The following is a 24,244-nucleotide window of genomic DNA, read 5'->3' on the forward strand; positions in this document are numbered from 1 at the left end:
GCCCGTCAGGTGTCCTTCAGGATCACCAACTCGCCTTTGCCGATCGGGGAAAGGGAGCCGAGGTAGCCGTCCGAGGCCGCGACCAGGCGGTTGAAGTCTTCCATCTGGTGGGCGTGGGAGACCGCGTTGTCGACCACGAGCAGGTGGCCGTCCGCGAGGATCCGCTGCAGTGCGGGCCACCAGTCCGCGTACTGTCCGCGATCGCTGTCCAGGAAGATGAAGTCGTACTCGCCCGCCTCGCGCGTCGCGATGAACCGGCCGGCCTCGCCCTCGATCTGCTGGATGCGGGGGGAGAGCCCGGCGCGCCGAAAGTTCCGCTCGGCCATCGCGCGCTTGTGAGGCGCCTGTTCGACGGTGGTGACCGAGCCGTCCCCGCCCACGGCATCGGCGAGCCACAACGTCGAGTAGCCGTTCGACGTCCCGATCTCCAGCACCTTCTTGGCCTTGGATGCCTTGACGAGTAACGCGAGGAACACGCCGGTGTCGTGCGTGATATTCAGCATCTTCCGGCTCCGGTCGTCCGTCGCCGCATCGTTGGCAGTGCCGAATTCCTCCAGCTCACCCAGCAGTTCGGCGAGACCATGCTCCATGGTGATTCCTCTCCTTGCTTCATGAATCCTCATCAGCCGGCCAGACTCTGTATCGCGACATACAGGCCGAGGAGCAGCAGGGCAACACACAGTACGGTGCGAAATTTCTCCTCGGAGATCTTCCGGCGTATCCGGTTGCCGATCGACATCCCGAGAAACGCCGGGGCCAAGGCGGCGGCCGACATCACGCCGAGATTCACGCTGAGCAGGTCTTGCGTCCGCAGCGACCATGCCAGACCAACGGTGGAGAGCGTGAAGAGGATCCCCATGCTCTGCACCAGTTGGTCGCGCAGCAGACCAATGGACTGCAGGTAGAAGACTCCTGGGACGGCTGACGAGCCGGTCATTCCGGTGAGGAAGCCGTTGGTGGCTCCGAAGAGCACCCCCGCGGGGTGGTGCCACCATCTGTCTCTGATGTTCACCCGGAGCTTGAACAGCCCGAGCAACCCGTACACCGCGAGCCCCACGCCGAGCAGGGCGGACATCACGTCCGCCCGGAAGTAGCTCAGGGTGAACGCACCCGAGACGGTAAAGACCGTGGCCGCCAGGAGAAACGGCCAGGTGAGACGGACGACTTCCCGGCCGTGACCGCCGCGCGAAGCCTGAAGGACGTTGGTCAGGAATGTCGGAATGAGTATCAACGCCTTCGCGGGGTGGATCCCGACCGTCGCAGCGAGAATTCCGAGGACGACGGGCGGCAGGCCGAGGCCGGTCAGACCCTTGACCAACCCACCCGCGAAGAACGTCAGAACAATCAACGTGACGGTGGCCACGTCGAAGGAGAGCAGGGCCGTGTGGGTCAAGAGTTGAGGTCACTCCGCGGGTGCCCTGTCTCCAGCCCACGGGAGGCGAAGCACCGCAGTGCCGTCACGACGTCAGCCTGCTCCTCCGGGTCCAGGCCCTCGGGCCTCTCCTGTTCGAAGTGATCGGCGAGTTTGACGATGTCGCTCTTGCGGTCCTCGATGTAGACGGCGCCGCCCGTGACCTGCGTCGCGTCGCGCTCGGCGAACTGCCCCGCGATGTCCTTGGCGTCCCGGACGAAGTTGATGTCGAATGCGCCGATCTGGAGAAGGACATAGCGTGAGGGCGTTCCGACAGGTGCGCCGTTGACGAACCTGTGCTTGCTCGGGTGGGGAACCTGGAACACCTGGTCCGGAAGGACGGTGAATACCTCGTCCGTATCGGGCAGCTCGATCGTGATCTGACCCCGTGAGCAATACATCATGTCGGACACTTCATTATGGAAGTGATAGGGGACAGCCCTGTGGTCGAGATTGAACAGGCTGACCCGCAGGCCGTCCTGGTAATGGAACTCTTTCATCTCCATTTGCTCAACTCCCTGTCTCGCTGGTGACCAACCCGGGACTGTCGACGGCGGCGGAGCGTACGGTGACGTCCGCCGCGGCGTCAAGCCATTCGTCGGCAACCCACTCGGCCGCCTCGACGAATGCGCCGGCGAAATTGTGTTCGTGCTGCCAGAACCTGACGGGCGAACCGTAGGAGGTGAGATGCGGCGACGGAACGCACCCGCCGCCCGTCCGCTTCAGTACTCGATACCCGCCGCGGGCATCGAGCGCGATACCGCCCGTGACATATCCGCCTTCCTCATGCGGGACGATCTCGCCTCGCCTCAGAAGGTTCTGCACCAACGGTGACGGATGGTTCTCCATGCGGAAGTCCTGCCCGCTGGCACGGATCACACAGTCGGCCCGCAAGGTCGACTGCCCGCCCTCGCCGGACCGGTAGGTGATCCGGAAATCACCGTCCTCACCCACTGCCGGGTGCGGCGCGTCATAGCCCTGCTTCACGGTCGTCAATATCCCGGCGTCCATCAAAGCGAGGAGCTTCTCCGCGTTCGCGGACGGCATCGGCACGGCCGTCCGGATGAAGTGGGTGTCGAGCAGACGGTCGTACGTAGCCTTGTCCATCGGTTCGAGCTGGTGGTAGAAGCGCATCCGCCGCGCTTTGAGTGCAATGGTGTGGACGAGGTTTCCGGTGTACGAGTCCTGGAGATCGCTCGCGAGCTTTTCCCTGGCGGAGTCAAAGCGGGGACTCTTGAAGTCGTCCCACCCCACTGCCCCCGCAGTGGCCCGGCGCAGGTCCTTGTCCAGGAGCTCCAGAATGCGCTCGATCTTCAGATGCCCTTGGTGATCGCGCCGGATCTCCGCAAGGCGCTCCGCCGTGAGATGGTGCGGCTCGAACGGTGCGAGCGGCCCCCGAACGGGAGGGAAGAACCCGCAGCGCGATCCGGCGACGATATGCAACGGCTCGTCGCCGGCCTGCGCCGCCGGCCGGTACGACGCGATATGACCGTCGTCGGTGTACGTGAACTCGCCGTCACCGCACAAGGTCATGATGGCGTCGATGCCGCTCGGGCCCATGCCCTGAACGAACACCCGGGGGCGCTCGCCGCGTGCGCGCCGCGACCGGACGCGCTCGGATACCGCAGCTTTCACCGCGTCCGGCGGATAGGGCGACGCGAGGTATCCACTCGCTCCGGAAAGCGGGTGGGCCGCCTTCGACTGCCAGTGCCCGGTGCTCAGCAGGACGCGGTCGATCCCGTCCACGGTGAACCGGTGGCCGGTGTCGAGGCTGCGGAGGGAGAGGGCGAAACCCTGCTCCGTTGCGTAGCCGTCGACGGCCTCGTGGCGCACGTACTGCTGAGCGTCGATGCCATGCGCACGGGCCCGCTCGACCGCCTCCTGGAAGCGCCTTTCGAGATACAGACCGAACAACGCACGCGGATAGAACTCGGCGTTGTCGGGCTGCCATGCACCGAGCTCGACTCCGGGGTGGGTCTCCAGGACCAGCTCCGGATGGTCCCTGATGAGCCATGGTTTGCTCTCGGCCAGCCAGTCGACGAAGTCATTGCCGTGGATGCCCATGGTGCTCGCCTCGTTGTTGCACCGATGCGCAAGCTGGACGTTGTCTTTCGCGTAGGGATATCCCGGCCCGTTCACCGGCCCCCGCTCCACCGTGACGATCGTGACGGCGGAGCGGGAGAGCGAGGGCCTGCGGCGTGGATCGGTGAGCCGTTGCACCACATGCCACAACGCGCAGGTACCTGCGAACCCTGTGCCGATGATGCAGTAGGTGATGTTTCCCCTCATCGTGGCATTCAGGTCAGGACTCCAAGCGTGTGAGGGCGCGCCTGATACGTCTGCCGGCCTCGCTCACGAGCGCACCCGTCCGGCCGCAGTTGATCCGCACGAAGTGATCCAGGAGGTGGCCCTCCGCGAAATGGCTGCCGCGGATCGTGGCGACCTTCGCCTCGTCCAGCAGGAACTGATCGGCGCTGCTGTAGCCGTGTTTCCGGTAGGCGTCGGCGTAGCCCGAGAAGTCGACGAAGAGGAAGTAGCCCCCTTGGGCAGGGCTGATCTTCAACGAGGGGACGGCGCCGAGCTCACGCAGCATGGTCTGGAGATTGGTGCGTGCGGCCTCCGCTCTGGCGGTTGCCACCTCGTCCATGTCCGGCTGCAAGGCGACGTGCGTGGCGACCTGCCCGTAAGTGGACGCGAACGAGGTGAGGTTGACCTGTGCACGCGCCGCCGCGTCCACGATGTCCGGCGGACCGCAGAGGTAACCGATCCGGTCGCCGTGCATGCCGTACGTCTTGCCCGGTCCGGTCACCGACAGCGTCCACGGCCGCATGGAGCAGCGGCTGCCGTCGGGGAGCGCAACGTCGATGGCGGCAAACGTCTTGGCGCGGGCCCCCACGATATGGGCCTCGTAGGGAGAGTCGAACAGGACATGGACCGGGCTCTTGCCAGCGGACTCGCGCCGCACATTGTGCCGGGCGACGACATCCGCCAGCGCCGACAATTCCCCGGTCGAATAGACCTTCCCCGTCGGATTGATGCAGTCGCCGAGCACGACGATCTTGGTTCGCTCCGAGAGCGCTTCCTCAAGAGCCGGTGCCGTGAGGCCTTCGTGCGCCGTGACCAGGACGGTCTTCGGGACGGCTCCGTGCAGCCGCACCATGTCCGAGTAGTGCGGCCAGTTGGGCACGGGGATCACGACGTCGTCGCCCGGATTCAGCAAGGCATGGAAGATTACCGAAATCGAACCTTTCACACCGCCCGGGGTGACCATGATTTCACGGTCCGGGTCGTACGCAATTCCGTGCAGGCGAGCCACACGTGCGGCCACGGACTCCAGCAGGAACGGAAACCCTCTGATGGGCGCAAACGCATGAATCGCGTCGGACTGTTTCTCCACGAACTCGATCACACCTCGGTCGATCCGGGGATCGGTCGGTGTGTCCAGCGCGCCAATGCTGAGATCGATGATCTGGTCGTCTTCGGGGAGTGACTTGTTGAGCGCGACGATCTTCGCCGCGGTTCCGTGAGTCACCGATTCTGGAATGCTCAGGACGGCATCGGAAATGCCACGATTCTTCTGCACGGTCGGCCGGGTCACCTCTCCCCGTTAGGAATGCAACTTGCGGACGGCCTTGTGCATCGCGTCCCACATTTCCAGTTGAATTTTCAGCGTCTCGTTCGCGCCATAGGCGATCTCGGCGACGTCGGCGTCGGTGCGGCAGTTGTTCTGGACGCACTTCTTCGCATCGGCGGCATGGCGTTCCTCGACACCCTCGTCGCCGACGTGGACGTTGAAGTAGATCTCGACGTTGTTGACGAACTCGGATTCGGCCAGCTTGTTGTTGCTGTTGCGGAACGCCGTACGGCAGACCTGCAGCATCCGGTCGGCGTGGGACTCCAGAGCCATGGCGACGCCCAGCATGCGGTGGTAGTTGGCGCCCAGCAGCTCCCGGGTGCGCTCGCGGTAAGCGAACGTCTCCGGTATGACCAGGTTGCTGTTGCGCGCGTCCTTCACGCGTAAGGGCGCCAGGCCGAACTCCGCCTGTCCGTGTAAGTTGTGGGCGTTCTCCATCAGCACCTCATGGCAGTGGGCGGCCTCGCCGTTCCCGGCCTCCTCGTTGAGGATGTAGGAGAACAGGACCAGCGTGTCCCGGTCATCGTTGGCCGCCGCCTGTGCACACACGTGGGCGATGCCTTTGACCGTGCCCTCGGTGCGCTGGAAGAAGTTCGCCCGGTGGAAGTCGTAGGTGTCGCTGTTCCATGGCGAGTTCTCCAGGAACGTGAAGTACTCGTTGTCGTAGACCGGATGCCGGTCCAACTCGTCCATGAGCGAAGTGACTTGATCGTGAAGTGTAGTTGCCGTGCTGGTCGTCATATTGCTTCACCCCAGTTCACACAGGTGTGGATCGTGGTCAATAAGATGCCAAAACTGACGCAACGACCCACTGGATGGATACCGTACGACGTCTTCGATTGCGCTTGATCACTATCACGAGCCATCGTGGCGGCCCGGCCGGCGAACCGCGAGAGTCATCCCGCGAATTCACCCGCCTCGTACGATGAGAGTCGTTTGAGCGAGGAAAGCTGCTGTCATTCCGCGGTCGAGAGAAAGTCACTCTCTCTGTGCACCGCACTGCACCGCACTGCGTCGCGCAAAACTGAAACCTGGAATCGGACAGGGCCGAAGAAACCTGCAGAACTCTCTCCTGGCGAAGGCAGACGCATTGCTGAACGTATGTCCACCCTCCAGGTGAGCCACGATGAACACCCCGGCGTTCGGTCGTGATCCATGATTGCCTAAAGGTCGTTTCGGGGACAGCGTTTACCGGCCACTTGTCGGCGGCCGCCACACTACCCATGGTCACGATTCCGTTACTCGTCCGGGAAGATCGATGCGGCGTAACGGTTGGCCACGGTGGTGCGGCAGTGGCGGTGGGGACAGCGCCGCCCCAGGAAGAACCGGCCGTACGCTCCGGAGCGCGGGCGCAGGATCACGGCATGGCGGCGAGCCCCCTGGGATCACCGGCTCCCGCGTGACAGGAAGTCCTGGTCGGCTTGAAGTAGCCAGTTTGGGCGAGCCGTGGCGGCATGTTCCGACGGGAGGCCGGCGGTGGCTGCCCCGCCCTCCGTGTGTCCGTCGGGGGAGAATGGTGTGGGGGACGCGAAGCCGGAGTAGCGGGTTGCGATGCTGGTTACTGTCGGGGCCGACTCCAAATCCGACTCCAAACCCGACTCCGACTCGATGCGGGGGCCGGGGCCGGGGCCCGAGACGGGGAGAGGGAACCTCGGAAGATGTTGAGACACGTGACTGCCATCCGCTACCTCGAACCCCTGCGCTCCGGTGGCTCCGTGCCCGGAGTCGTCGAGGCCGATGACTTGGGGACGTACGTCGTCAAGTTCACCGGCTCGGCGCAGGGGCGCAAGGCGCTGGTCGCCGAGGTCGTCGTGGGCGAGCTGGCCCGCCGACTCGGGCTGCGCGTACCGGAGTTGGTCCTGGTGCACTTCGACCCGTCGGTCGCCGGCGAGGAGCCACACCAGGAGATCCAGGATCTGCTGCACTCCAGCGCCGGACTCAACCTCGGCATGGACTACCTGCCGGGAGCCGCTGATTTCACACCGGACGCGCTGGAGGTCGATCCGGCGGAGGCCGCAAGGATCGTCTGGCTGGACGCCTTCACCGCCAACGTGGACCGTACGGTGCACAGTCCGAACCTCATGGCCTGGCCGGCCTCCGGTCACCAGGAGCCCCATCTGTGGCTCATCGACCACGGCGCCTCGCTCGTCTTTCATCACCGCTGGGATTCCGCGGCGGACGCCGTCGGCAAGGCGTACCCCTTCCAGCACCACGTTCTCGGTTCCCGTGGTCCCGACGTGGCGGCGGCGGATGCCGAACTCGCCCACCGCGTGACGCCGGAGCTGCTGCGCGAGGTCGTCACCGCCGTCCCGGACGAATGGCTGACCCCCGAACCGGGCTTCACGACCCCGCACGAGCTGCGCGACGCTTACGTCGCCCACCTCGCCGCCCGCGCAAAAATATCCACGCAGTGGCTCCCCACGAATTTTCTTGCGGCCGCGCGCCCGCAATCAGCCGCGAGCCGGTAGGCAGTCACGAGGCCGCGAGGCGGTCCTCGTCATCGGCACGGCACACGACGGTCCGACTCCGGCGTGGGCGGCCGCCGCACCTACGGCGGCGGCCGCCCAGAGCGCAGCTCGGTTGCCCAGGGCCCGTCCCGGCGCACACAGGGCGCCGAGGGCCTTGATCGTCACGCCGAGCGAGGCCGGGCACGGCGGTCGTGCTCGCCCTGCAGAAGGGCGGCATCCGCAGTGCTGTCCGACGTGTCATCCGCAGGGGCATCCGAAGCGGTATGCCAAGTGGCATCCCAAGCCCGCGTGACGTCGGCGCCCCTGGGATTCGGTGGCGTCGACGGGGCCGGCCGACGCCGGAGGCACGGTGGCTACTACGCGACCACGCCGGACTTGGCGATGACGATGTCGGCGCGGGTGGCGCCGCTGCGGGAGCCCAGGGACTCGATCTTCCGGACGATCTCCATGCCCTCGACGACCTCGCCGAAGACGACGTGCTTGTTGTCGAGCCAGTCGGTGACGATGGTGGTGATGAAGAACTGCGAGCCGTTGGTGTGCGGGCCGGCGTTGGCCATCGACAGCTGACCGGGCTTGGTGTGCTTGAGCTGGAAGTTCTCGTCCTGGAACTTCTCGCCGTAGATGCTCTTGCCGCCGGTGCCGTTGCCGGCGGTGAAGTCGCCTCCCTGGAGCATGAAGTCGGGGATGACGCGGTGGAAGCCGGACCCCTCGTAGCCGAAGCCGTGCTCACCGGTGGCGAGCTCACGGAAATTCTTCGCGGTCCGGGGAACCACGTCGTCGAACAGGGTGAAGACGATCCGCCCGGCGGGGGCGCCATCGATGGTGATGTCGAAAAATACGTTGTCAGTCATGACGGCATCCTTACATCCGCCCGCGCCGGGGCGAGGCGGGGCCCCCGGCGCCCGTCGCGATGGAGTCCGTGTAAGGGGCTCGAAAGGACTCGAAGGGGCTCGCCCCCCGCGAAAGGCAGGGTCCCTCACCACCGGGAAAGGCATGGTCCCACCGGGAAACCCCGGATCCCCCGCCTGGGAGGCAGGGCCCCCGAGAAAGGCAAGGTCCCCCTGGAAATACAGGGCCCTCCGCGATATGGATGGCCCGCGCGAGAGGCATCGCCCCCGGCCTGGATGCCGGCGCGTAAACCGTCCCGGTCGAGCGCACTTCCGGACCGCGAGAGCAAGGGTTGGACCGACCCGTGACCGAAGGTGAACCGTCCGGTACGTTATTGCCGCTTTTGCGCGCCGAACCGTGGCATACGCAAGACTGCCGAGGTGGATTCGGGCATAGCGGCGATCTTGGGAGCTACCGTCGGCGCACTCGGTACGGGAGGTGCCGCAGCCGTCACGGGGCTTTGGGGAGCCCGGACCGCCCGGAGTCAACTCGCGGCCCAGGAGGCACAGCTGAGGCGCGGTCTGCGCGTCGGTCATGTGCGGGAGCGCCGTGAGCCGCGCCGTATCGTGTACGCGGTTTTCCTGGAACAGGCACGAGCCACCGAGCGCGCGCTCGGAAGGTACCGGGAGTCCCACACCACGGACCTGGACGCCTTTCACCGAGAGCTCGACAAGCTCGATCATCTCGGAGTGCACGTACTTCTGGAGGGGCCGCCGCCCGTGGTCTCCCCTTCACAGGAACTCATCAGAACCGCACACCGATGCATCAGGCCCTTGCGGAATTCCATCGAAGCAGGAGAGCGATGCGACGCCGGGTCCCACGAGTGCGTGGACGCCGCCGCATCCGTTGCCGAAGCCGGGCTGGCCTTCACCGCCGAGGTACGAGACTTCGCGGAGGCCGCCCGCCGCGTTCTCGACGACGCTTCGGCGATCGAGACTCCGACCCCCTGAGAACGCGCAGCCTTCGGCCGATCGGCCCGACGCCGCCGCCTTCCCGCCCACAGAACGCCAACGACAAGGACAGGGACAGGGACAGGGACAGGGACAAAGACGGGGACGGAGGCGGTGGGGTCGAAGGGAAGGGGCGGTGGGCCGAACCGCAAGGGCGAACCGTAGAAGCTACCCACGGACCGCACCCTCATCCGCGCAGCCGGCACGCATGGAAGCGCGTGCGGCGAGATTGCCGCCGGAAGTCCCGATTGTGCCGGTGGCATGGGCCACGAGCAGTCGGCCGTACCGGGCGCTGCACCCTCTTCGCGCCTCGAGCCCACCACGAATGCGCCGTTCACCACCAATTGCCGTCCGGCAGCCCTGCCCGGATTTCGCTCGCCGGTACGGGGGTGCACACTTTCTGCTGAAGGCCGTTCCTGCGGGCTTGGTGCAGCAGGAAATCAGCAAATCCTTCTCTGGAATCGGGCGCGCCGTGCGCCCACGAGGGAAGGACGGCTATGCGACGCATTATCGTCGGCACCTGCGCTGCACTCGTTGCTCTGGGGATCGGGCTGGCCGGTCCGGCCGTTGCTGCTCCGGTACCGGTGACCGCGCTCAACTGCGATGGCGACACCTACAAGTGCACAGCCAACCTCCGCTTCGGTGACAACAATTGGAAGGCCAGCTGGGGCGCGACCATCTCCCACCAGTCACCCCGCTCCGCCTACCGTGCTCCGGTACCGGTAACGGGCCTCAACTGCGACGGCGACACCGGCAAGTGCACCGCCAACTTGCAATTCGGCGACGGGAATTGGCGCGCGAGCTGGTCAGCCAGCATCTTCCACCAGGCGCTCCGGTCCGCCGACGGCGCACGGCTTGCCGCTCCCGTGCCGGCGAACAGCCTGACCTGTGACGGCGACACCGGTCGCTGTTCCGTCAACCTCCAGTTCGGCGACGGCAACTGGAAGGCCAACTGGGCCGCGACCATCTACCACCCGTAACCGATCGGCCCTCGGCCGTGGGGGCGAACAGCGGAAGACGGAACACGAACAACGGAAGACGAACGACGGAACACGGAACGCGGAAGCGGTGCCCGGGGACGAGCGGCAGGTGTCCCCGGGCATCACCACTGCCGCACGGCGGGGACCGCCCCGCGCGCACGCCGGGCGGCTCGTGAAACGGGTCTGCGGAATACCGGCGCACGCCGGTCGGCGGCCCGGGAGTCACGCTCATTTACTTATTGTCATGTTGATTGTGGAACGCGTCATTGCTGACACGTACGCGCCTTCTTTCGACCGGCCGGGAACCCTACCGTCGCATGCACCCAACATTCGACGACCGGCAACTTCCGCTCCCACCAGACCCGTTCACGAACGGAATCGTGAGGGAGAGGGAGCGGCGGCTGCCCAGGGAGAAGTCATGTCCGCAGTCGTACAGCAGCAAGAAAGTCCGCAGTCCCCGGGCTCCTGGCCCGGCGGGGACGGGGGAAACTGGCCCAGATATCCGAGGCTCTACGAGGCCATTCCGGACTCGGGACCGACCTCCGGAGGAAATACCGTCCTGCTCACCGGGGCGGGCCTGCAGGGCACAAGCCAGGTCACCTTCGGTGGCATCCCCGCCACCATCGTCGCCCAGGACCCTTCCGGCGGCTCGGTCACCGTCGTAGCGCCCCCGCACACAGCGGGTACGGTCCAGATCATCGCCACCACACCGAGAGGCAACACCAACTCGGTGAGCTACACCTACACCATCGCTCCGCCCACCGGTCCGACGGTCACCGCTCTTGTGCCCAGCAGCGGGTCCACCGCCGGCGGCACCGCGTTCGCCATCATCGGCACCAACCTCACCGGCGCAACCGTCACCTTCAACGGCGTGCCGGCCACCGGAGTGTCCATCAACCCCATGGGGACGGTGCTCACCGGCGTCACGCCGCCCGGCCCCATCGGCAATGTCCCGGTCGTCGTCACCACCCCGGCCGGGAGCACCGCCGTCGCCGGCGGGTACACCTATACGGCGCCTCCGCCCGTGGTCACGTCGCTGTCGCCGTCGTCGGGCAGTGCTGTGGGTGGTACGGCGTTTGTGATCACGGGGAGCAGTTTGAGTGGTGCGGTGGTGACGTTCAACGGGGTTGCGGCGACAGGGGTTTCGGTCAATGCGTCGGGTACGGCGCTGGTCGGCTTCGCCCCTGCCGGGGCGCCGGGCAACGTTCCGGTCGTCGTCACCACCCCGGCGGGCAGTACCACGGTCGCCGGTGGGTACACGTACACCGCCCCGCCTCCGCCTGTCGTCACGTCGCTGTCGCCGTCGTCGGGCAGTGCTGTGGGTGGTGCGGCGTTTGTGATCACGGGGAGCAGTTTGAGTGGTGCGGTGGTGACGTTCAACGGGGTTGCGGCGACGGGGGTTTCGGTCAATGCGTCGGGTACGGCGCTGGTCGGCTTCACCCCTGCCGGGGCGCCGGGCAACGTTCCCGTCGTCGTCACCACCCCGGGCGGCAGCGCCAACGTCGCCGGCGGATACACCTACGTGTGAGCGGTCCTCCTTGCACCGGTTCGCCCGCGGCAAGGAGGACGGTCCGGGGTTCGCATCCGCCGTAATCGGTCGAGTGGCCGAGCGGTCGAGCCGCCGAGCGGTGATGCGACACCTCTGCCGGGTCCGCCCCGCCCTGTCGCCGGCTCATCAGGAACCGGTGGCAGGGCGCCACGAGCAGGGCGTTACGAGCGAGGTCCGAGGAGCGGGGGGAGTACGAGCAGGACGACGAATAGGGCCATGAATAGGGCGCCAAGAAGACGGCGGCACAAAAGACGGCGGCACGCACGAGACGCGTCATGGCGGCACGTCACCCCAGTTGGCGGGGGCCGGCCGGGTGGCATCCGCTCAACGCTCAGGCTGCGCCATCCGGGTGAAGAGGTAAGGGCCGTCTCACCTCGGATCGTATTTCCTGCGTAACTGGTAGACGACGGGCAAACGGGCTTTTCAAGGGTTTCGCCGACACCGAGGCGGGGGCGGGGACATGCCGATCAATCCGGACCAAGGGTCAACCGGTGGTGGGGCCACGGTCACCTTCACCGGTACCGGCCTCGCAGACGCCACCGTGGTGCACTTCGGGAACAAGTCGGCCGCCATCACGGCCAATACCCCCACCTCCGTGTCGGTGGTCGCCCCTTCGGGGGCCGGAGTGGTCGACGCCACGGTGAGCACCCCGGGGGGCACCAGCAACCCCGAGCCCTTCTACTACGTTCCCCCGCCCGTCATCGTCGCCGTCGCGCCGTCGTCCGGGCCCCTCGCGGGCGGCGAGACGGTTACCGTCACCGGGCGCGGCCTCGCCACCACCACCTCGGTGGCGTTCGGTGCAACAGAGGTGACGCCGACGGTGGTGTCCGACAGTGAACTGACTGTCGTGAGCCCGGCCCATGCGGCCGGTGCCGTGGCTTTGGTCGTCACGGCTCTGGGCGGTACCGCCACCGCCTCCGGAACCTTCGGCTTCGTGGGCCCGCCGACCGCCACCGGCTTCAGCCCGCTGACGGGCCTCCCCGCAGGCGGCACACTGGTCGGCATCACGGGCACTCGGCTGTCGACGACCACCGGTGTGACCTTCGGCGGTGTCCCCGCCACGTTCGCGGTCCTGTCCGACACCCAAGTCGCAGCCATCGCCCCCACCCATTCTCTGGGCGCGGTCACCGTCGCGGTCACCACTACGGGCGGCTCCGCCACCGCGCCCGGGGTGTTTCTCTACCTGCTCGGTTGACGAGTGGTGCGCACGCGCTGCCTTGAGTGTCCGCCCCTACCTTGAGTCACCACCCCTCCCTGAGTCTCCTCCATCCCTCCCTTGAGTGGTCGGGCCTGTGCGCACTGTGGTGCCCGTGCGGCGCCGGTCCGGCCCCGGCCCGTAGGCCTGACGTCACGGCACACAATGCGCCCGAGTTGGTTTCGACCCAGGTCAGGGCCCTTTTCGCGTTTCGTGGCTCTTGGAAGGGGCCCGGACCCGTCGCCGGATGGCTCACCGGCAGGTTCCGCGCAAGCGACCGGCCGCCCCGTCGCCTCGCGGCGCGGAACTTGCGCCGCGGTCCTCGAAGATCGGTCCCGGATGCTGCCCAGTTGCCATCGGAGGGTATGTGTGCCCACGCGCCTCAGGAGGGCATTTGTCCAGCTGAATTGGAACAATTCGACAACCCACCGAGGGCAGCGCAACATGTGGTTGTGGGAGGTGCACAGATGATCGCGAACCTCGAACATGGGGGGCACGGCCAGTCGGCTTACGTCGCACTGGACGTCCCCCTCCGCGATCAACAGCCATGAGCTCAGATGACCTGATCTTTTCCTGGCCACCCGCGAGCAGCCGGCCAACCGTGCACATCGCCCTTCTCGGCGGTTTCGACCTAGTGGTGAACGACGTCCCGGTGACGGTGCCCGTCGGTTCGAAACGGCTGCTGGCGTTCATTGCGCTCAACGGTCGTGCCGCTGCCCCTCGCTCCCTGGTTGCGGGGAGCCTCTGGCCCGAGGCATGCGAACAGAGCGCGTACGCGAATCTACGGTCGGCGCTGTCACGCCTGCGTGGCATCGGCAGGAAAGCCCTGGAGGTCAGTCCTACCGAGGTGCGCCTGGCGCGAAAGGTCACCGTTGACCTGCATCACGCCCGGTCGCTGGCCCAGCGCATACTCGACCCCGGCGTCCCGGCCGAAGACCTCAACATCAACGCGGCCACCGTCGACCAGCTCACCGACGACCTGCTGCCCGGCTGGTACGACGAGTGGGCCCTGCGGGAGGCCGAGCAATGGCAGCAGCTCCGGCTCCACGCCCTTGAGGCGCTGGCGGGAGCATTCATCGACACGAAGCAGTTCGCCGGGGCTGTCGCGGCCGCCCACGCGGCCGTACAAGCCAATCCACTACGGGAGAGCAGTCAGGCTTCGCTGATCCGCGCCCACCTGGCGGAGGGCAATCCGTCCGAGGCCTTGGACGAATTCGAACGCTATACGCACCGTCTCCGCGACGAGCTCGGACTTCGCCCCACGCCGCGGCTGTGCGACCTGGTGGACGGACTGCAGCGGCCGGGTGCCGGCTGGTGACGTCGGCTGGTGCCCTCGGTCGGTCACCAACTCCGATGGGCAACTCCGGTTGGTGACTCCAACTGGTGACTCCCCGTGGCCGCAGAGCTGTGGGTTCCTCAGGGCCCCGAGGTGGGGCCCTCCGAGGTTCCCCTCAAGGTGCCGCCACGTCGTTCAATGTGCCACGCCCCTCAAAGTGCCGCCCGTTCGAGGTGCTGTGCCGGTGCCTGCGCCTGCGGCTGTGCCTGTGCTTGTTCCTGTTCTGTTCGCGGTGCCAGCTGACTCAAGGTGCGGCCGACCCTCGTGACGCGAAGTGGCTCAGTCCGTCGGGTCGGGCGCTCCGGCGGCCTCGGCGCTTTCGTTCGTACTGCGCGGTCGCCGCACAGGGGAGGGGTACGTCCCATCAACCATTCGGCTCAATAGAGTATTTGTGCGGCAATGCACTCATTTATTCTCATTTAGACGCGGTGATCCGATGAAAGACCAGGTGACCCGCAACTGAATCCGCCGAATGTCCGGGACCTGCGATCGAGGGAGCATTGTGGAGCCACGCGAGACAACCTCGGTCGAGACCGGCTCGGACGCCGCCGACGGAGGCCCTGCACCCAGTGCGTCATCTGCCCCCCGTGCGCTGCCGCCTGCGCCCAACGGGTCCTGGTCGCTGCTGTCGCGAATAGTGATCGCGGGAACCATCGCGGTGTTGGCGATCGTCGTCACACTCCACGTGGTCCTGATATTCCTGTTCGTCGCCCCGTCGAACGCCCTCAGCAGGCAGTACAACGGGCTGGTCAACGGCTGGGTCTATCCGGAGTTCGACCAGAACTGGCAGCTTTTCGCCCCGAACCCGCTCCAGCAGAACATCGCCGTGAATGCGCGCGCCGAGGTCAAGTTCGCCGACGGTTCCCGGCGTTTGACGAACTGGGTGGGCCTGACCGCCCAGGACCTCAAGGCGATCAGAAACAATCCCGCACCCAGCCACGCGCACCAGAACCTGCTTCGCCAGGCCTGGGACTTCTACAACAGGACGCACGACGTCAAGGGGCGTCCGGTCGGCCTGCGGGGCGAGCTCTCCGAGGCCTATGTGCGCCGGATCGCGGCACACCGGATCGGGCCCCGGGTCGACGGCGGCCAGGTGGTCAAGGTGCAGATCTACGCGTCGAACACCCCGATTGTCCCGCCGAAGTGGAGTACTGAGCGCGTGAACACCCAGACGACCTACCAGGTGCTTCCGTGGTGGCCGGTCTCCAAGAAGGAGTTCCAGTGAGCGTCGAGAAGGACACCGCCCGGGCACCTTCCCCCTTCAAGGACTTGGGCACAAAGCTCGACCGGGCCATCGCCAGAGGTCTGAACAAGATCACGGGGATGACGCTGGCTCCCTACCAGGCCGCGGTCGTCCGGATCGGCTTCGCGCTGACCTTCGGCCTCTACCTCATCCGCGAGTGGCCGCACCGCCAGGAGCTCTACGGCACCACCAGCCCATGGGGATTGGACCTGGCCCATCGCCTCGTCGACTCGAACCACGCGTTCACGGTGCTGCTGTGGTCGAGCGACAGGCTGTGGTTCGAGCTGGTCTACCACGGGACGATCGTGGCGTGCGTGCTGCTGCTCATCGGATGGCACACCCGCACGACCTCGTTGCTGTTCATGATCGGGGTGTTGTCGCTGCTCAACCGCAACGTCCTGCTGGGCGACGGTGGCGACACCCTCATCCATCTGATCGCGAGTTATCTGGTGCTCACCCGCTGCGGGCAGGTCTGGTCGCTGGACGCGCGACGGCGGGCGCGCGCGGCGGCGTTGGGCGAGGAGGACAGGAACCCGGTGGGCGTGGCCCTTTGGGGGCTCTGCGGCCTGGGCCTCGCCCTGGCGCAGATCACGGGATTCGCGCAGCTCCCCTGGGGGTGGATCCTGATCTTCTGGGGGCTGTGGCTGATCCAGGCCCTCTGGTACTGGGCCGGGCGGAGCCGCTTCTCCGAGGTGCGAGGGGTGCTGGATGTCACCGCCAACCTCGTCCACAACTCGGCGATGCTGGTGATCGCCGCCCAGGTGTGTCTGCTCTACGCCACGGCCGGCTGGTACAAGATCCAGGGGCCGCGCTGGCAGGACGGAACCGCCCTGCACTATCCGCTTCACCTGAACTACTTCAGCCCGTGGACTCCGCTGTCCCAGGCACTCGACAGCGGCTCCGTGATCGTCACGCTGATCACCTACGGCACTGTCATCGCGCAGGTCGCCTTCCCCTTCACCCTCCTCAACCGCCGGGTGAAGAACGTGCTGCTCGCGATCCTGATGACCGAACACGCGACGATCGCGGTGATCTGCGGCTTGCCGTTCTTCTCGCTGGCGATGGTCGTTGCGGACATGGTCTTCCTCCCGACCAACTTCCTGCTGTGGATCGGGTCGAGGGTGTCGTCCACACGGAACCGCATCACCCGCCCGCTCCGCCGCGACAAGGAACCACAGGTAACCGGGGCGAAGGCCCCAGTGTGAGGTGAGGTAAGGGACCTCCCCCGCAGGACACGGCGAACGTCCCCCGGCGGAGTCGGCCCGTGGTGGGGACGATCCGCCGGGGAGACCTCGGGGTTCACATCACCTGGCGACTGCGCAGGCAGAGCAGGGAGATCGCGAGATCGCGTCCGCCCCTCGGCCGGAGCCGAGAGCTCTGCGCTGTGCGTCGCCCGGGCGGCAGCCGGTGGTGGCGCCGGTGGTGACGCCACTCGTGCGGCTGCTGCCCCAGCTGTTGTTGCGTCAGCCGATGGTGGCGCCGGTGCTGGTGGCACCCGTCGTGCCGCCGACCACGCCACCGATGGTGGCGCCGGTCGTGGTGGCACCGGTCGTGCCGCCTGCTCCGCCGCCGATGGTGGCGCCGGTGGTGGTGGCACCGGTCGTGCCGCCTGCGCCGCCGCCAATGGTGGCGCCGGTCGTGGTAGCGCCGGTGGTCCCGCCGGTACGTCCGCCGATCGTGGCACCGGTGGTGGTGGCACCCGTGGTGCCGCCTGCGCCGCCGCCGATGGTGGCGCCGGTGGTGGTGGCACCGGTCGTGCCGCCTGCTCCGCCGCCGATGGTCGCGCCGGTCGTGGTGGCGCCCGTGGTGCCGCCTGCTCCGCCGCCGATGGTGGCGCCGGTCGTGGTGGCACCGGTGGTGCTGGAGGCGCCAGTTGTGGTGGTGGTCGCGCCGGTCGTGGTGGCGCCGGTGGTGCTGGAGGCACCGGTTGTGGTGGTGGTCGCGCCAGTTGTGGTGGCGCCGGTGGTGACCCCTCCGGTGCGTCCGCCGATGGTGGCTCCTGTGGTGGTGGCTCCGGTGGTTCCACCGCCGCCGAACCTGCAGCCCCTCGGGAACACGAAGAGCTTGCCGGTCTTCTTGTTGAGCACCAATCGGCACCGCACATCCGGCGCCGACTTCGACGTTGTTGCCTTCGTGGGTGTCGCTTCAGCGCCCACAGCGCTCATGGCGCCCATTGTGCCGGTGAGTGCCGCGGCCAGGAGCGAGGCGCCGATCACGTGCGGAAGCCGCTTCCGGAGATTCGTCATGATGCTTCCCCTTGTCTTTAGGAGCTGGCATACCTGTTGCAGCGTGGAAGGTCGGCCATGACCGTGGCGTGGAACTGACGTGACTCCCGCGTGACGCCGCCGGCGCAAGGCGCCGGAATGCGGGCACCCGGCCGCTGAGATGCAGCATGCGACTGCTGTGGTAGCGCTGCGTGTCGGCGGGATCACCATGGATTTCCTCACCGGCCCTGGGTGAGGACGACGATCGGCAGTCTTGATCCAAGGCCGGCGGCCCCCGTGCCCTGCGTTATTCCGCCGTGCGGAGCAGGTCGGTGATTGCCTGGAGTACGGATTCCGGCTGCTCCTCGTGGAGCCAGCCGTGCCCGCTCTCGTCGAGGGTGCGGTGCTCACCGCGGGGGACGGACGCGGCAAGGTGCTGGTGCAGGGTGGTCTTGATGCTGTTCACCTCAGACAGCGTTTTTTCGGACCACAGTTGAGCCTGGGTGGCGTCGTATCCCAGGGCGGTCAGCACGATCAGCGGTACGTCGGGGAGGCCGGGAGCGTGCCGGATTTCGTGTGCGACGTCGTCGTAGACGTTCCGGCTCTCGTACAGCCCGGTCTTCCACGTGGCGAGGTGGTGTTCGATGAGCGGCCGGCGGACGGGGGCAGGCCACTTCGCGAAGAACGGTGTCGCCCGGTCGCGGGCCTGCTGAAGCTGCTCGTGCGACGCCTCCGGCAGGTCCTGCCGGCTCATCCGCTCCAGCTTCTCCCGTACCTCCTGGGGTGCGTGGTCGAGGAGGTCTTCGTGGAAGGGGTCCAACAGGAGCAGGCCAGTCACCTCGTCGGGGAAGCGCTGCGCGTAGTGACGGGCGTAGGCCCCTCCCAGGGAGTGGCCGACCAGCACGTAGGGGGTGGGTATGCCGGCGGCACGCAGCAGGCCGCGGAGTTCGTCGGTGACCTCGGCGGCGCTGCGGGGCAGGTCGACCTCTTCGCTCCAGCCGGTGCCGGCGCGGTCGTAGAGCACGCTGGTGGTCAGTCCGGCCGCCCGGTTGTGGGTGTTCAGATAGTCCAGGCCGACCAGTCCGGCCCCCGGAAGGAACACCACAGCCGGGCCCCCGCTACCGGATCGGTGCAGCATCAGCCGCCGGCCCCCGACGTCGTACAGCTCCCCCAGCGGCGGTTGGGGGAGGGCGGATTCGGACCGGGGCGAGGGCGATGAGCGCGGCATGGGATGTTCCCCTTCTCTTTCCTTCAGCGGTTCTTCGCTCAGCGGTTCTTCGCTGTGCTGGTGTTCTCAAGTTTGAGAAAGGTATCGAAGGTGAGACCATGTGTCCATGGACACGGTTGATCTGCTCCTGCACCCGGTTCGGTTGCGCGTCGTACACGCCATGTACGACGGGCGGACGCGTACGACCACCGAGCTGTGTGCTCTGCTTCCCGACGTATCGAAGGCCACGGTCTACCGGCACGTCGGGCTCCTGGCCGACGGCGGTCTGCTGAGGGTGGAGGGCGAACAGCGCGTGCGTGGCTCCGTTGAACGCCGGTACCGGCTCCATCGCGCCCGAGCGGTGATCGATGCCGACGCGGCCGCGTCCATGTCACTGGAGGACTACCGCCGGGGCTTCGCGGTGGCCATGGCCACGTTGCTGGCCGAATTCAACGCCTACCTGGAGCGGGACGGCGCCGACCCGCCGGCCGACTTGGTGGGATTCCGCCAGCATGCGCTCTGGCTCAGTCGGGATGAGCTGGCTGAGATGATCGGTGAGATGCGGGAGGTGATCGTGTCGCGGATGGGGCATGATCCCTCACCGGAGCGCACGCGGCATCTGCTCAGCCCGATTCTGTTCCCCGCCGAGGGGCCGTCTCGGCGTTCACCTGGCAAGCAGGCAGAACCCGGCACCGAGCCCGCAGAACCCGGCACCGAGTCCGCGGGACCCGGCACCGAGTCCGCGGGACCCGGCACTGTGTCCTGAGGCTCGGCTCGCTGTTGTGCTCCGCTTTCTTCGAACGCTCTGCAGCGTCCAGAACGCTCCATTGCCCGCCCCGACGGAAGCCTGAGTAGGGTCATGGGCATGATCAAAGCAAAGGGGCGGTGGCCCAAGGTGGGTCTGGACAGTGGCGTCGAGGACGCGACGCTCCTCATCCTGGAGTGGCTAGGCGAGCAGGGGGTGGGGGCCATGATCAGGGTCGATGCGGAGCGTATGCAGGAAGGGCGGCCTGCATGGACGTTCGCTGCCGGCGGTGGACCGTTGCCTGGTGGCGGGATGCGGGCTGATGGGGCGTCGGTCGCAGAGTGCATGGGCAGGGCGCTGATACGGCTGCGAGAGGCCGGTCTGACCGTGCCGTTCTGACCGGACGCCCGGACCCGCCGTCGAGCGAGCGACCTCGGTCGCGCCCGGATCGTGCTCGTGCTCGACGCCGGGATGCCGTGCCTGCGCGTCGATCGTTATGGGGTGAACCCTGCTGCCGCGGCGGCCGCTGTCGCCGTTGCCGTCGCGGGGTCCCAGCCCGGGTGCGGCACGGCCGCCAGGAGGGCCCGGGTGTACGGGGCCGCCGGCGCGGCGAGTACCTGCTCGGTGGGTCCCTGTTCCACGGTCCGGCCGTGCCGCATCACCAGCGTCTCGTCGGTGACGTGCCGGACCACGGCCAGATCGTGGCTGACGAACACCAGCGCCACCCCCGTCTCCCGGCGGATCCCGGCCAGCAGGTGCAGGATCTGTGCCTGGATGGAGACGTCCAGCGCGGCGACGGCCTCGTCCAGGACGAGCACCTTGGGGCCGACGGCGAGCGCGCGGGCGATGGCGAGGCGCTGCCGTTGTCCGCCGGACAGTCCGTGCGGCCGGGCTCCGGCCTCCCGTGTCCCCAGCCCCACCAGGTCGAGCAGTTCCGTCGCCCGCTGGTCGGCGTCCCGCGGCGCCGCGCCGTGCAGCCGTAGCGCGGTGTGCAGGCACTGGCGTGCGGTGAGCCGGGCGTCGAGCGAGACATAGGGGTCCTGGAAGACCATCTGGATGTCCCGGGCCCTGGCCAGCCGCGCTGCCCGGCCCCGTGGCGTACGGGGTGTACGGGTGTGACCGTCGACGGTCACGGTGCCGGCGTCGGGCCGTACCAGTCCGACGAGCATCCGGGCCACGGTGGTCTTGCCGGACCCGGACTCTCCCACGATCCCGGTCGAGCCGCCGCGCGACAGCGTGAAGGAGATCCCGTCGGCGGCGCGGTGCCGGCCGCCGCCCGGCAGGGGGTACGTCTTGCCCAGTCCCTCGGCCACCAGAACGGGCGGGCTGTTGTGGGCGGGCGGGTGCGCCGGGCCGTGGAGCGGATGTGCGCCGGTCATGGCTGCCTCTTTTCGTGTGAGGGCGAGGGTGAGGGTGGGGTCGGGGCCGGGGCCCGGGAGGCGGATGATTCCGGGGCCGGGGCCGGGGCCGGGGCTGGAGCTGGGTTTGAGGCTGGGGAGGCGGGCAGCCCTGAGGCTGGGGTTGAGGGCGGCGAGGCGGACGGTCCCAGGGCCGGGTTCGAGGCCAGGGAGGCAGACGGCCCCAGGGCGTCCGGCAGTTTGCGGCAGGAGGCGGAGCCACCGCCGGGGAGCGCGGCCGGGGTCGGTGTCCAGGCCGCGCAGCCGTCGTCGGCGTGTGCGCAGCGCGCGTGGAACGGACAGCCGGGGAAGGCGTCGGCGAGGGACGGCGGGCGGCCCGGGATGGGGTGCAGCACGCGCGGCGCCTCGGACAGGTCGGGTGAACAGGCCAGCAGCCCACGGGTGTAGGGGTGCCGGGGCGTGCGGAACAGGGCGCCGGCCGGCTGTTCCTCGACGACCCGGCCCGCGTACATGACGTACACCCGCTCGCAGTAGGCGGCGGCCAGCTGCAGATCGTGGGTGATGAAGAGCAGGCCCATGCCGTGCTCGTCGCGCAGGGTGCGCAGCAGGGCGAGGATTTCCGCCTGGGTGGTGACGTCCAGCGCGCTGGTGGCCTCGTCGGCGAGCAGCAGCCGGGGAGCGGCGGCGAGCGCGCCGGCGATGACGACGCGTTGCAGCATGCCGCCGGAGAGTTCGTGCGGGCGCTGCCGGATGCGGTGCTCCGGGTCGGACAGGCCCACGCTGGCCAGCAGTTGGAGGGCCCGGGCGCGCATGGCCGGGCGGTCGAGGCCGCTGCGGGCGAGCCGTTCGGTGAGGAAGTCGCCGATCCTGCGGACCGGGTTGAGAGCCGAGCGCGGGTCCTGGTGGACCATGGCGACGGAGCCGGAGCGGTGGGCGCGCAGTGCCGCCCCGCTCAGGGGCAGTACCTCGGTGCCGGACACCCGGACGGTGCCCTCGGTGCGGGCGTCCTGGGGCAGCAGTCGCAGCGCGGCCTTGGCGGTGGTGGACTTGCCCGATCCGGACTCGCCCACCAGGCCGACGATCTCGCCGGGGCCGACGCGCAGGGAGACTTCGGCGAGGACGGGGCGGGCGGTGCCGGGGAGCCGGAGGGTCAGCCGGTCGATGTCCAGCAGCGGAGCGGCGTCCGGCGGGGGAGCGGCGTCGGGCGGGGGAGTGGACGGGGCGGGGGCAGGGGGTGTGGTCGGGTTCGGCATGGCGGCTATCCCTTGGCGGAGAGGCGGTCGGCGGCCCGGACACCGGCGACGTTGAAGGCCACCACGACGGCGGCCACGGCACAGCCCGGCACCAAGGCCGGCAGCAGCGCCCCCTGGGCGATCGCGGCCTGGCCTTCCTGCACCATCAACCCCCAGTCGGAGCTGGGCGGCTGGGTGCCGAAGCCCAGGTAGCTGAGGGTGGCCAGGCTCATCAGCGCCTCGCCGAAGAGGACGACGAGGTAACCGGCGAGGGACCGGCCGAGGTTGGGGACCAGGTGGCGGGCGCAGAGCCGGGCGCCGCCCATGCCCTGGACGAGGTACGCATCGACATAGGGCTTGGCGCGTTCGGCGAGGGCGATGCTGCGGGTGTATTTGGCGATGGTGGGGGCGAAGGCCAGGCCCAGGGCGATCACCGAGGTGGTGATGCCGGAGCCGAAGACCGCGATGATCAGCACCACGAACAGCAGGCCGGGGAAGGCATACATGACGTCGGTGACCCGGCTGACCAGGGTGTCGACCCAGCCTCCGTGCCAGGCGGCGACGGTGCCCAGGGTGACGCCGAGCACGGCGGCCAGCGCGAGCAGCAGCAGCGGCGCGATCAGGCTGGTCCTGGCCCCGTACAGGACCCGGCTGAGCAGGTCCTGGCCGGAGGCGTCGGTGCCCAGCAGATGCGCCCGGCCGGTGCCTTCGAGCGAGGACGACAGGTCGATGGCGTCCGGCGCGTACGGGGCGAGCAGCGGCGCGCAGAGCGCGGCGAGCACCACCAGGGCGAGGAAACCGGCGGCCACGGCCGGGGCGATCGGGCGCCTGGTACGCGGGCGGGGGCCGGCGGTCACCGTCGGGACGGGGCCCGCAGCCGTGTCGAGGGAGGTCATACGGTGCTCCTTGCGGCCTTGACCCGCGGGTCGAGCAGGGGGTGCACGAGGTCGACGAGGGTGGTGGCGAGGATGTAGCCGGTGACCATCAGCAGCAGGACGGCCTGGGCGACGGGGAAGTCATGGGTGTTGATGGCCCCGACGAGCAGCGAGCCGATGCCGCTGATCCCGAAGGCGGTCTCGATGACGACGGTGCCGGCCAGCATGCCGGCGGTGACCAGACCGCACATGGTGACGATCGGCCCGAGGGCGTTGCGCAGCACATGCCGCACCACGATCTCGCGCTCGGGGACGCCGCAGGCACGGGCGACTTCCACATGGTCGGCGGCCGCGGCATCCAGCATGGCCTGCCGGGTGACCCGGCTGATGATCGCCAGCGCGCCCAGGGCCATGGACAGGGCGGGCAGGGTGAGGTGGTGGACGGTCCCGGCGAAGCCCGTTCCGCCGCCGGTCACCGGGAACCAGCCGAGCCGCACCCCGAAGAGCGCGATCAGCGCGAGGGCGGCGACGAAGGAGGGGACGGAGCCGGCGAGGGTGGTGGCGCCGACGACCGCGGAGTCCACCCAGCCGCGGCGGACCGCCGCCAGCACCCCGGCGCCGACGCCCAGCACGACGAACAGCACCGTCGCGTAGCCGACGAGTTCGAGGGTGGTGGGCAGCCGGGCGGCCAGCAGATCGGCCACCCGGTCTCCGTAGCGGAAGGATTTGCCCAGGTCGGTGTGCACGCAGTCCCACAGCCACCGGCCGTACTGGACGACCAGCGGTTCGTCTAGGTGGTACTGCGCGCGGACGGTGGCGATCTTCTCGGGGGTGAGCTTGTCGCGGCCGCCGGCGAGGAAGACCGCCGGGTCGCCGGGGGCGGCGTAGACGGACGCGAAGATGACGAAGGAGGCGGCGAACAGCGTCGCGAGGAGGCCGGCGATGCGCCGCACGAGTCTGCGGACCACG

At 68.2% G+C, this 24,244-nt stretch carries 22 protein-coding genes and 1 pseudogene; 10 read left to right on the forward strand and 13 right to left on the reverse strand.

Translation table 11 applies throughout. From position 1 onward, the window contains the following. Positions 1-5 precede the first annotated feature (5 nt). From ABR737_RS39780 to ABR737_RS39805, 6 genes are read right to left on the reverse strand one after another with little or no spacing between them, the layout of a single operon-like run. Positions 6-590, reverse strand: a complete 585-nt coding sequence (locus tag ABR737_RS39780; protein ID WP_350256015.1) for an O-methyltransferase — start codon at positions 588-590, stop codon at positions 6-8. A gap of 32 nt (positions 591-622) precedes the next feature. Further along, the gene (locus tag ABR737_RS39785; protein ID WP_350256016.1) at positions 623-1,393 is read right to left on the reverse strand and encodes a sulfite exporter TauE/SafE family protein; all 771 of its coding nucleotides are present in this window, start codon (positions 1,391-1,393) and stop codon (positions 623-625) included. Continuing rightward, entirely contained in the window at positions 1,390-1,917 is a 528-nt protein-coding gene (locus ABR737_RS39790) for a hypothetical protein (protein ID WP_350256017.1), read from the reverse strand. Before ABR737_RS39790 ends, ABR737_RS39785 begins: the two co-directional genes overlap by 4 nt. Positions 1,918-1,921: 4 nt before the next feature. Then, the gene (locus ABR737_RS39795; protein WP_350256018.1) at positions 1,922-3,700 is read right to left on the reverse strand and encodes an FAD/NAD(P)-binding protein; all 1,779 of its coding nucleotides are present in this window, start codon (positions 3,698-3,700) and stop codon (positions 1,922-1,924) included. Positions 3,701-3,713: 13 nt separating this feature from the next. Further along, positions 3,714-5,009: a pyridoxal phosphate-dependent aminotransferase gene (locus tag ABR737_RS39800; RefSeq protein ID WP_350256019.1), complete on the reverse strand. Its 1,296-nt coding sequence runs from the start codon at positions 5,007-5,009 to the stop codon at positions 3,714-3,716. Between the two features lie 9 nt (positions 5,010-5,018). Further along, positions 5,019-5,738 (reverse strand): iron-containing redox enzyme family protein, encoded by a 720-nt coding sequence (locus tag ABR737_RS39805; RefSeq protein WP_350256020.1) that lies wholly within the window; start codon positions 5,736-5,738, stop codon positions 5,019-5,021. 965 nt (positions 5,739-6,703) lie between these two features. On the opposite strand from ABR737_RS39805, the gene ABR737_RS39810 reads away from it, so the two are divergent. Further along, a complete protein-coding gene (locus ABR737_RS39810) occupies positions 6,704-7,513 on the forward strand; it encodes a HipA family kinase (protein WP_350256021.1) in 810 nt (269 codons plus the stop codon). A 356-nt stretch (positions 7,514-7,869) separates the two neighbouring features. On the opposite strand, the gene ABR737_RS39815 is transcribed toward ABR737_RS39810, so the two are convergent. After that, a complete protein-coding gene (locus ABR737_RS39815) occupies positions 7,870-8,364 on the reverse strand; it encodes a peptidylprolyl isomerase (protein ID WP_350256022.1) in 495 nt (164 codons plus the stop codon). An 864-nt stretch (positions 8,365-9,228) separates the two neighbouring features. Here ABR737_RS39815 and ABR737_RS39820 point away from each other — a divergent pair. The 7 genes from ABR737_RS39820 to ABR737_RS39850 all read left to right on the forward strand — a co-directional run bounded on the left by ABR737_RS39820 (position 9,229) and on the right by ABR737_RS39850 (position 16,859). Next, the gene (locus ABR737_RS39820) at positions 9,229-9,351 is read left to right on the forward strand and encodes a hypothetical protein (RefSeq protein ID WP_350256023.1); all 123 of its coding nucleotides are present in this window, start codon (positions 9,229-9,231) and stop codon (positions 9,349-9,351) included. A 497-nt stretch (positions 9,352-9,848) separates the two neighbouring features. Continuing rightward, entirely contained in the window at positions 9,849-10,331 is a 483-nt protein-coding gene (locus ABR737_RS39825) for a hypothetical protein (RefSeq protein WP_350256024.1), read from the forward strand. Positions 10,332-10,749: 418 nt separating this feature from the next. Continuing rightward, positions 10,750-11,859 carry an IPT/TIG domain-containing protein gene (locus ABR737_RS39830; RefSeq protein WP_350256025.1) on the forward strand — a complete coding sequence of 370 codons (1,110 nt, stop codon included), beginning with the start codon at positions 10,750-10,752 and terminating at the stop codon, positions 11,857-11,859. Between the two features lie 481 nt (positions 11,860-12,340). Beyond that, a complete protein-coding gene (locus tag ABR737_RS39835; RefSeq protein ID WP_350256026.1) occupies positions 12,341-13,075 on the forward strand; it encodes an IPT/TIG domain-containing protein in 735 nt (244 codons plus the stop codon). 601 nt (positions 13,076-13,676) lie between these two features. Then, complete coding sequence (locus ABR737_RS39840) at positions 13,677-14,393, forward strand: AfsR/SARP family transcriptional regulator (protein ID WP_350256027.1); 717 nt, start codon at positions 13,677-13,679, stop codon at positions 14,391-14,393. 520 nt (positions 14,394-14,913) lie between these two features. Next, positions 14,914-15,636 (forward strand): DUF5819 family protein, encoded by a 723-nt coding sequence (locus tag ABR737_RS39845; RefSeq protein WP_350256028.1) that lies wholly within the window; start codon positions 14,914-14,916, stop codon positions 15,634-15,636. Further along, positions 15,633-16,859 carry an HTTM domain-containing protein gene (locus tag ABR737_RS39850; RefSeq protein ID WP_350256029.1) on the forward strand — a complete coding sequence of 409 codons (1,227 nt, stop codon included), beginning with the start codon at positions 15,633-15,635 and terminating at the stop codon, positions 16,857-16,859. The genes ABR737_RS39845 and ABR737_RS39850 overlap by 4 nt, the downstream gene beginning before the upstream one ends. Before the next feature lie 258 nt (positions 16,860-17,117). Here ABR737_RS39850 and ABR737_RS39855 read toward each other — a convergent pair whose 3' ends face one another. Together ABR737_RS39855 and ABR737_RS39860 are read right to left on the reverse strand one after the other, a co-directional pair. After that, on the reverse strand, positions 17,118-17,900 hold the full coding sequence (locus ABR737_RS39855; protein WP_350256030.1) for a hypothetical protein: 783 nt from the start codon (positions 17,898-17,900) through the stop codon (positions 17,118-17,120). Between the two features lie 265 nt (positions 17,901-18,165). Beyond that, entirely contained in the window at positions 18,166-19,086 is a 921-nt protein-coding gene (locus ABR737_RS39860; RefSeq protein WP_350256031.1) for an alpha/beta fold hydrolase, read from the reverse strand. Between the two features lie 106 nt (positions 19,087-19,192). Here ABR737_RS39860 and ABR737_RS39865 point away from each other — a divergent pair, with 106 nt between their 5' ends. Together ABR737_RS39865 and ABR737_RS39870 are read left to right on the forward strand one after the other, a co-directional pair. Continuing rightward, positions 19,193-19,831: a helix-turn-helix domain-containing protein gene (locus tag ABR737_RS39865; RefSeq protein WP_350256032.1), complete on the forward strand. Its 639-nt coding sequence runs from the start codon at positions 19,193-19,195 to the stop codon at positions 19,829-19,831. A gap of 99 nt (positions 19,832-19,930) precedes the next feature. Next, positions 19,931-20,209, forward strand: a complete 279-nt coding sequence (locus ABR737_RS39870; RefSeq protein WP_350256033.1) for a hypothetical protein — start codon at positions 19,931-19,933, stop codon at positions 20,207-20,209. A 95-nt stretch (positions 20,210-20,304) separates the two neighbouring features. Here the strand turns inward: ABR737_RS39870 and ABR737_RS39875 are convergent, their stop codons facing one another. From ABR737_RS39875 to ABR737_RS39890, 4 genes and pseudogenes are all read right to left on the reverse strand, one after another. After that, complete coding sequence (locus tag ABR737_RS39875; protein WP_350256034.1) at positions 20,305-21,189, reverse strand: ABC transporter ATP-binding protein; 885 nt, start codon at positions 21,187-21,189, stop codon at positions 20,305-20,307. 209 nt (positions 21,190-21,398) lie between these two features. Next, positions 21,399-22,421: pseudogene (locus tag ABR737_RS39880) on the reverse strand (ABC transporter ATP-binding protein); the annotation flags it as partial. A gap of 5 nt (positions 22,422-22,426) precedes the next feature. Next, a complete protein-coding gene (locus ABR737_RS39885; RefSeq protein WP_350256035.1) occupies positions 22,427-23,296 on the reverse strand; it encodes an ABC transporter permease in 870 nt (289 codons plus the stop codon). After that, positions 23,293-24,243: an ABC transporter permease gene (locus ABR737_RS39890; protein ID WP_350256036.1), complete on the reverse strand. Its 951-nt coding sequence runs from the start codon at positions 24,241-24,243 to the stop codon at positions 23,293-23,295. Before ABR737_RS39890 ends, ABR737_RS39885 begins: the two co-directional genes overlap by 4 nt. Position 24,244 lies beyond the last annotated feature (1 nt).

Source organism: Streptomyces sp. Edi2 (assembly GCF_040253635.1).
Classification (GTDB): Bacteria; Actinomycetota; Actinomycetes; order Streptomycetales; family Streptomycetaceae; genus Streptomyces.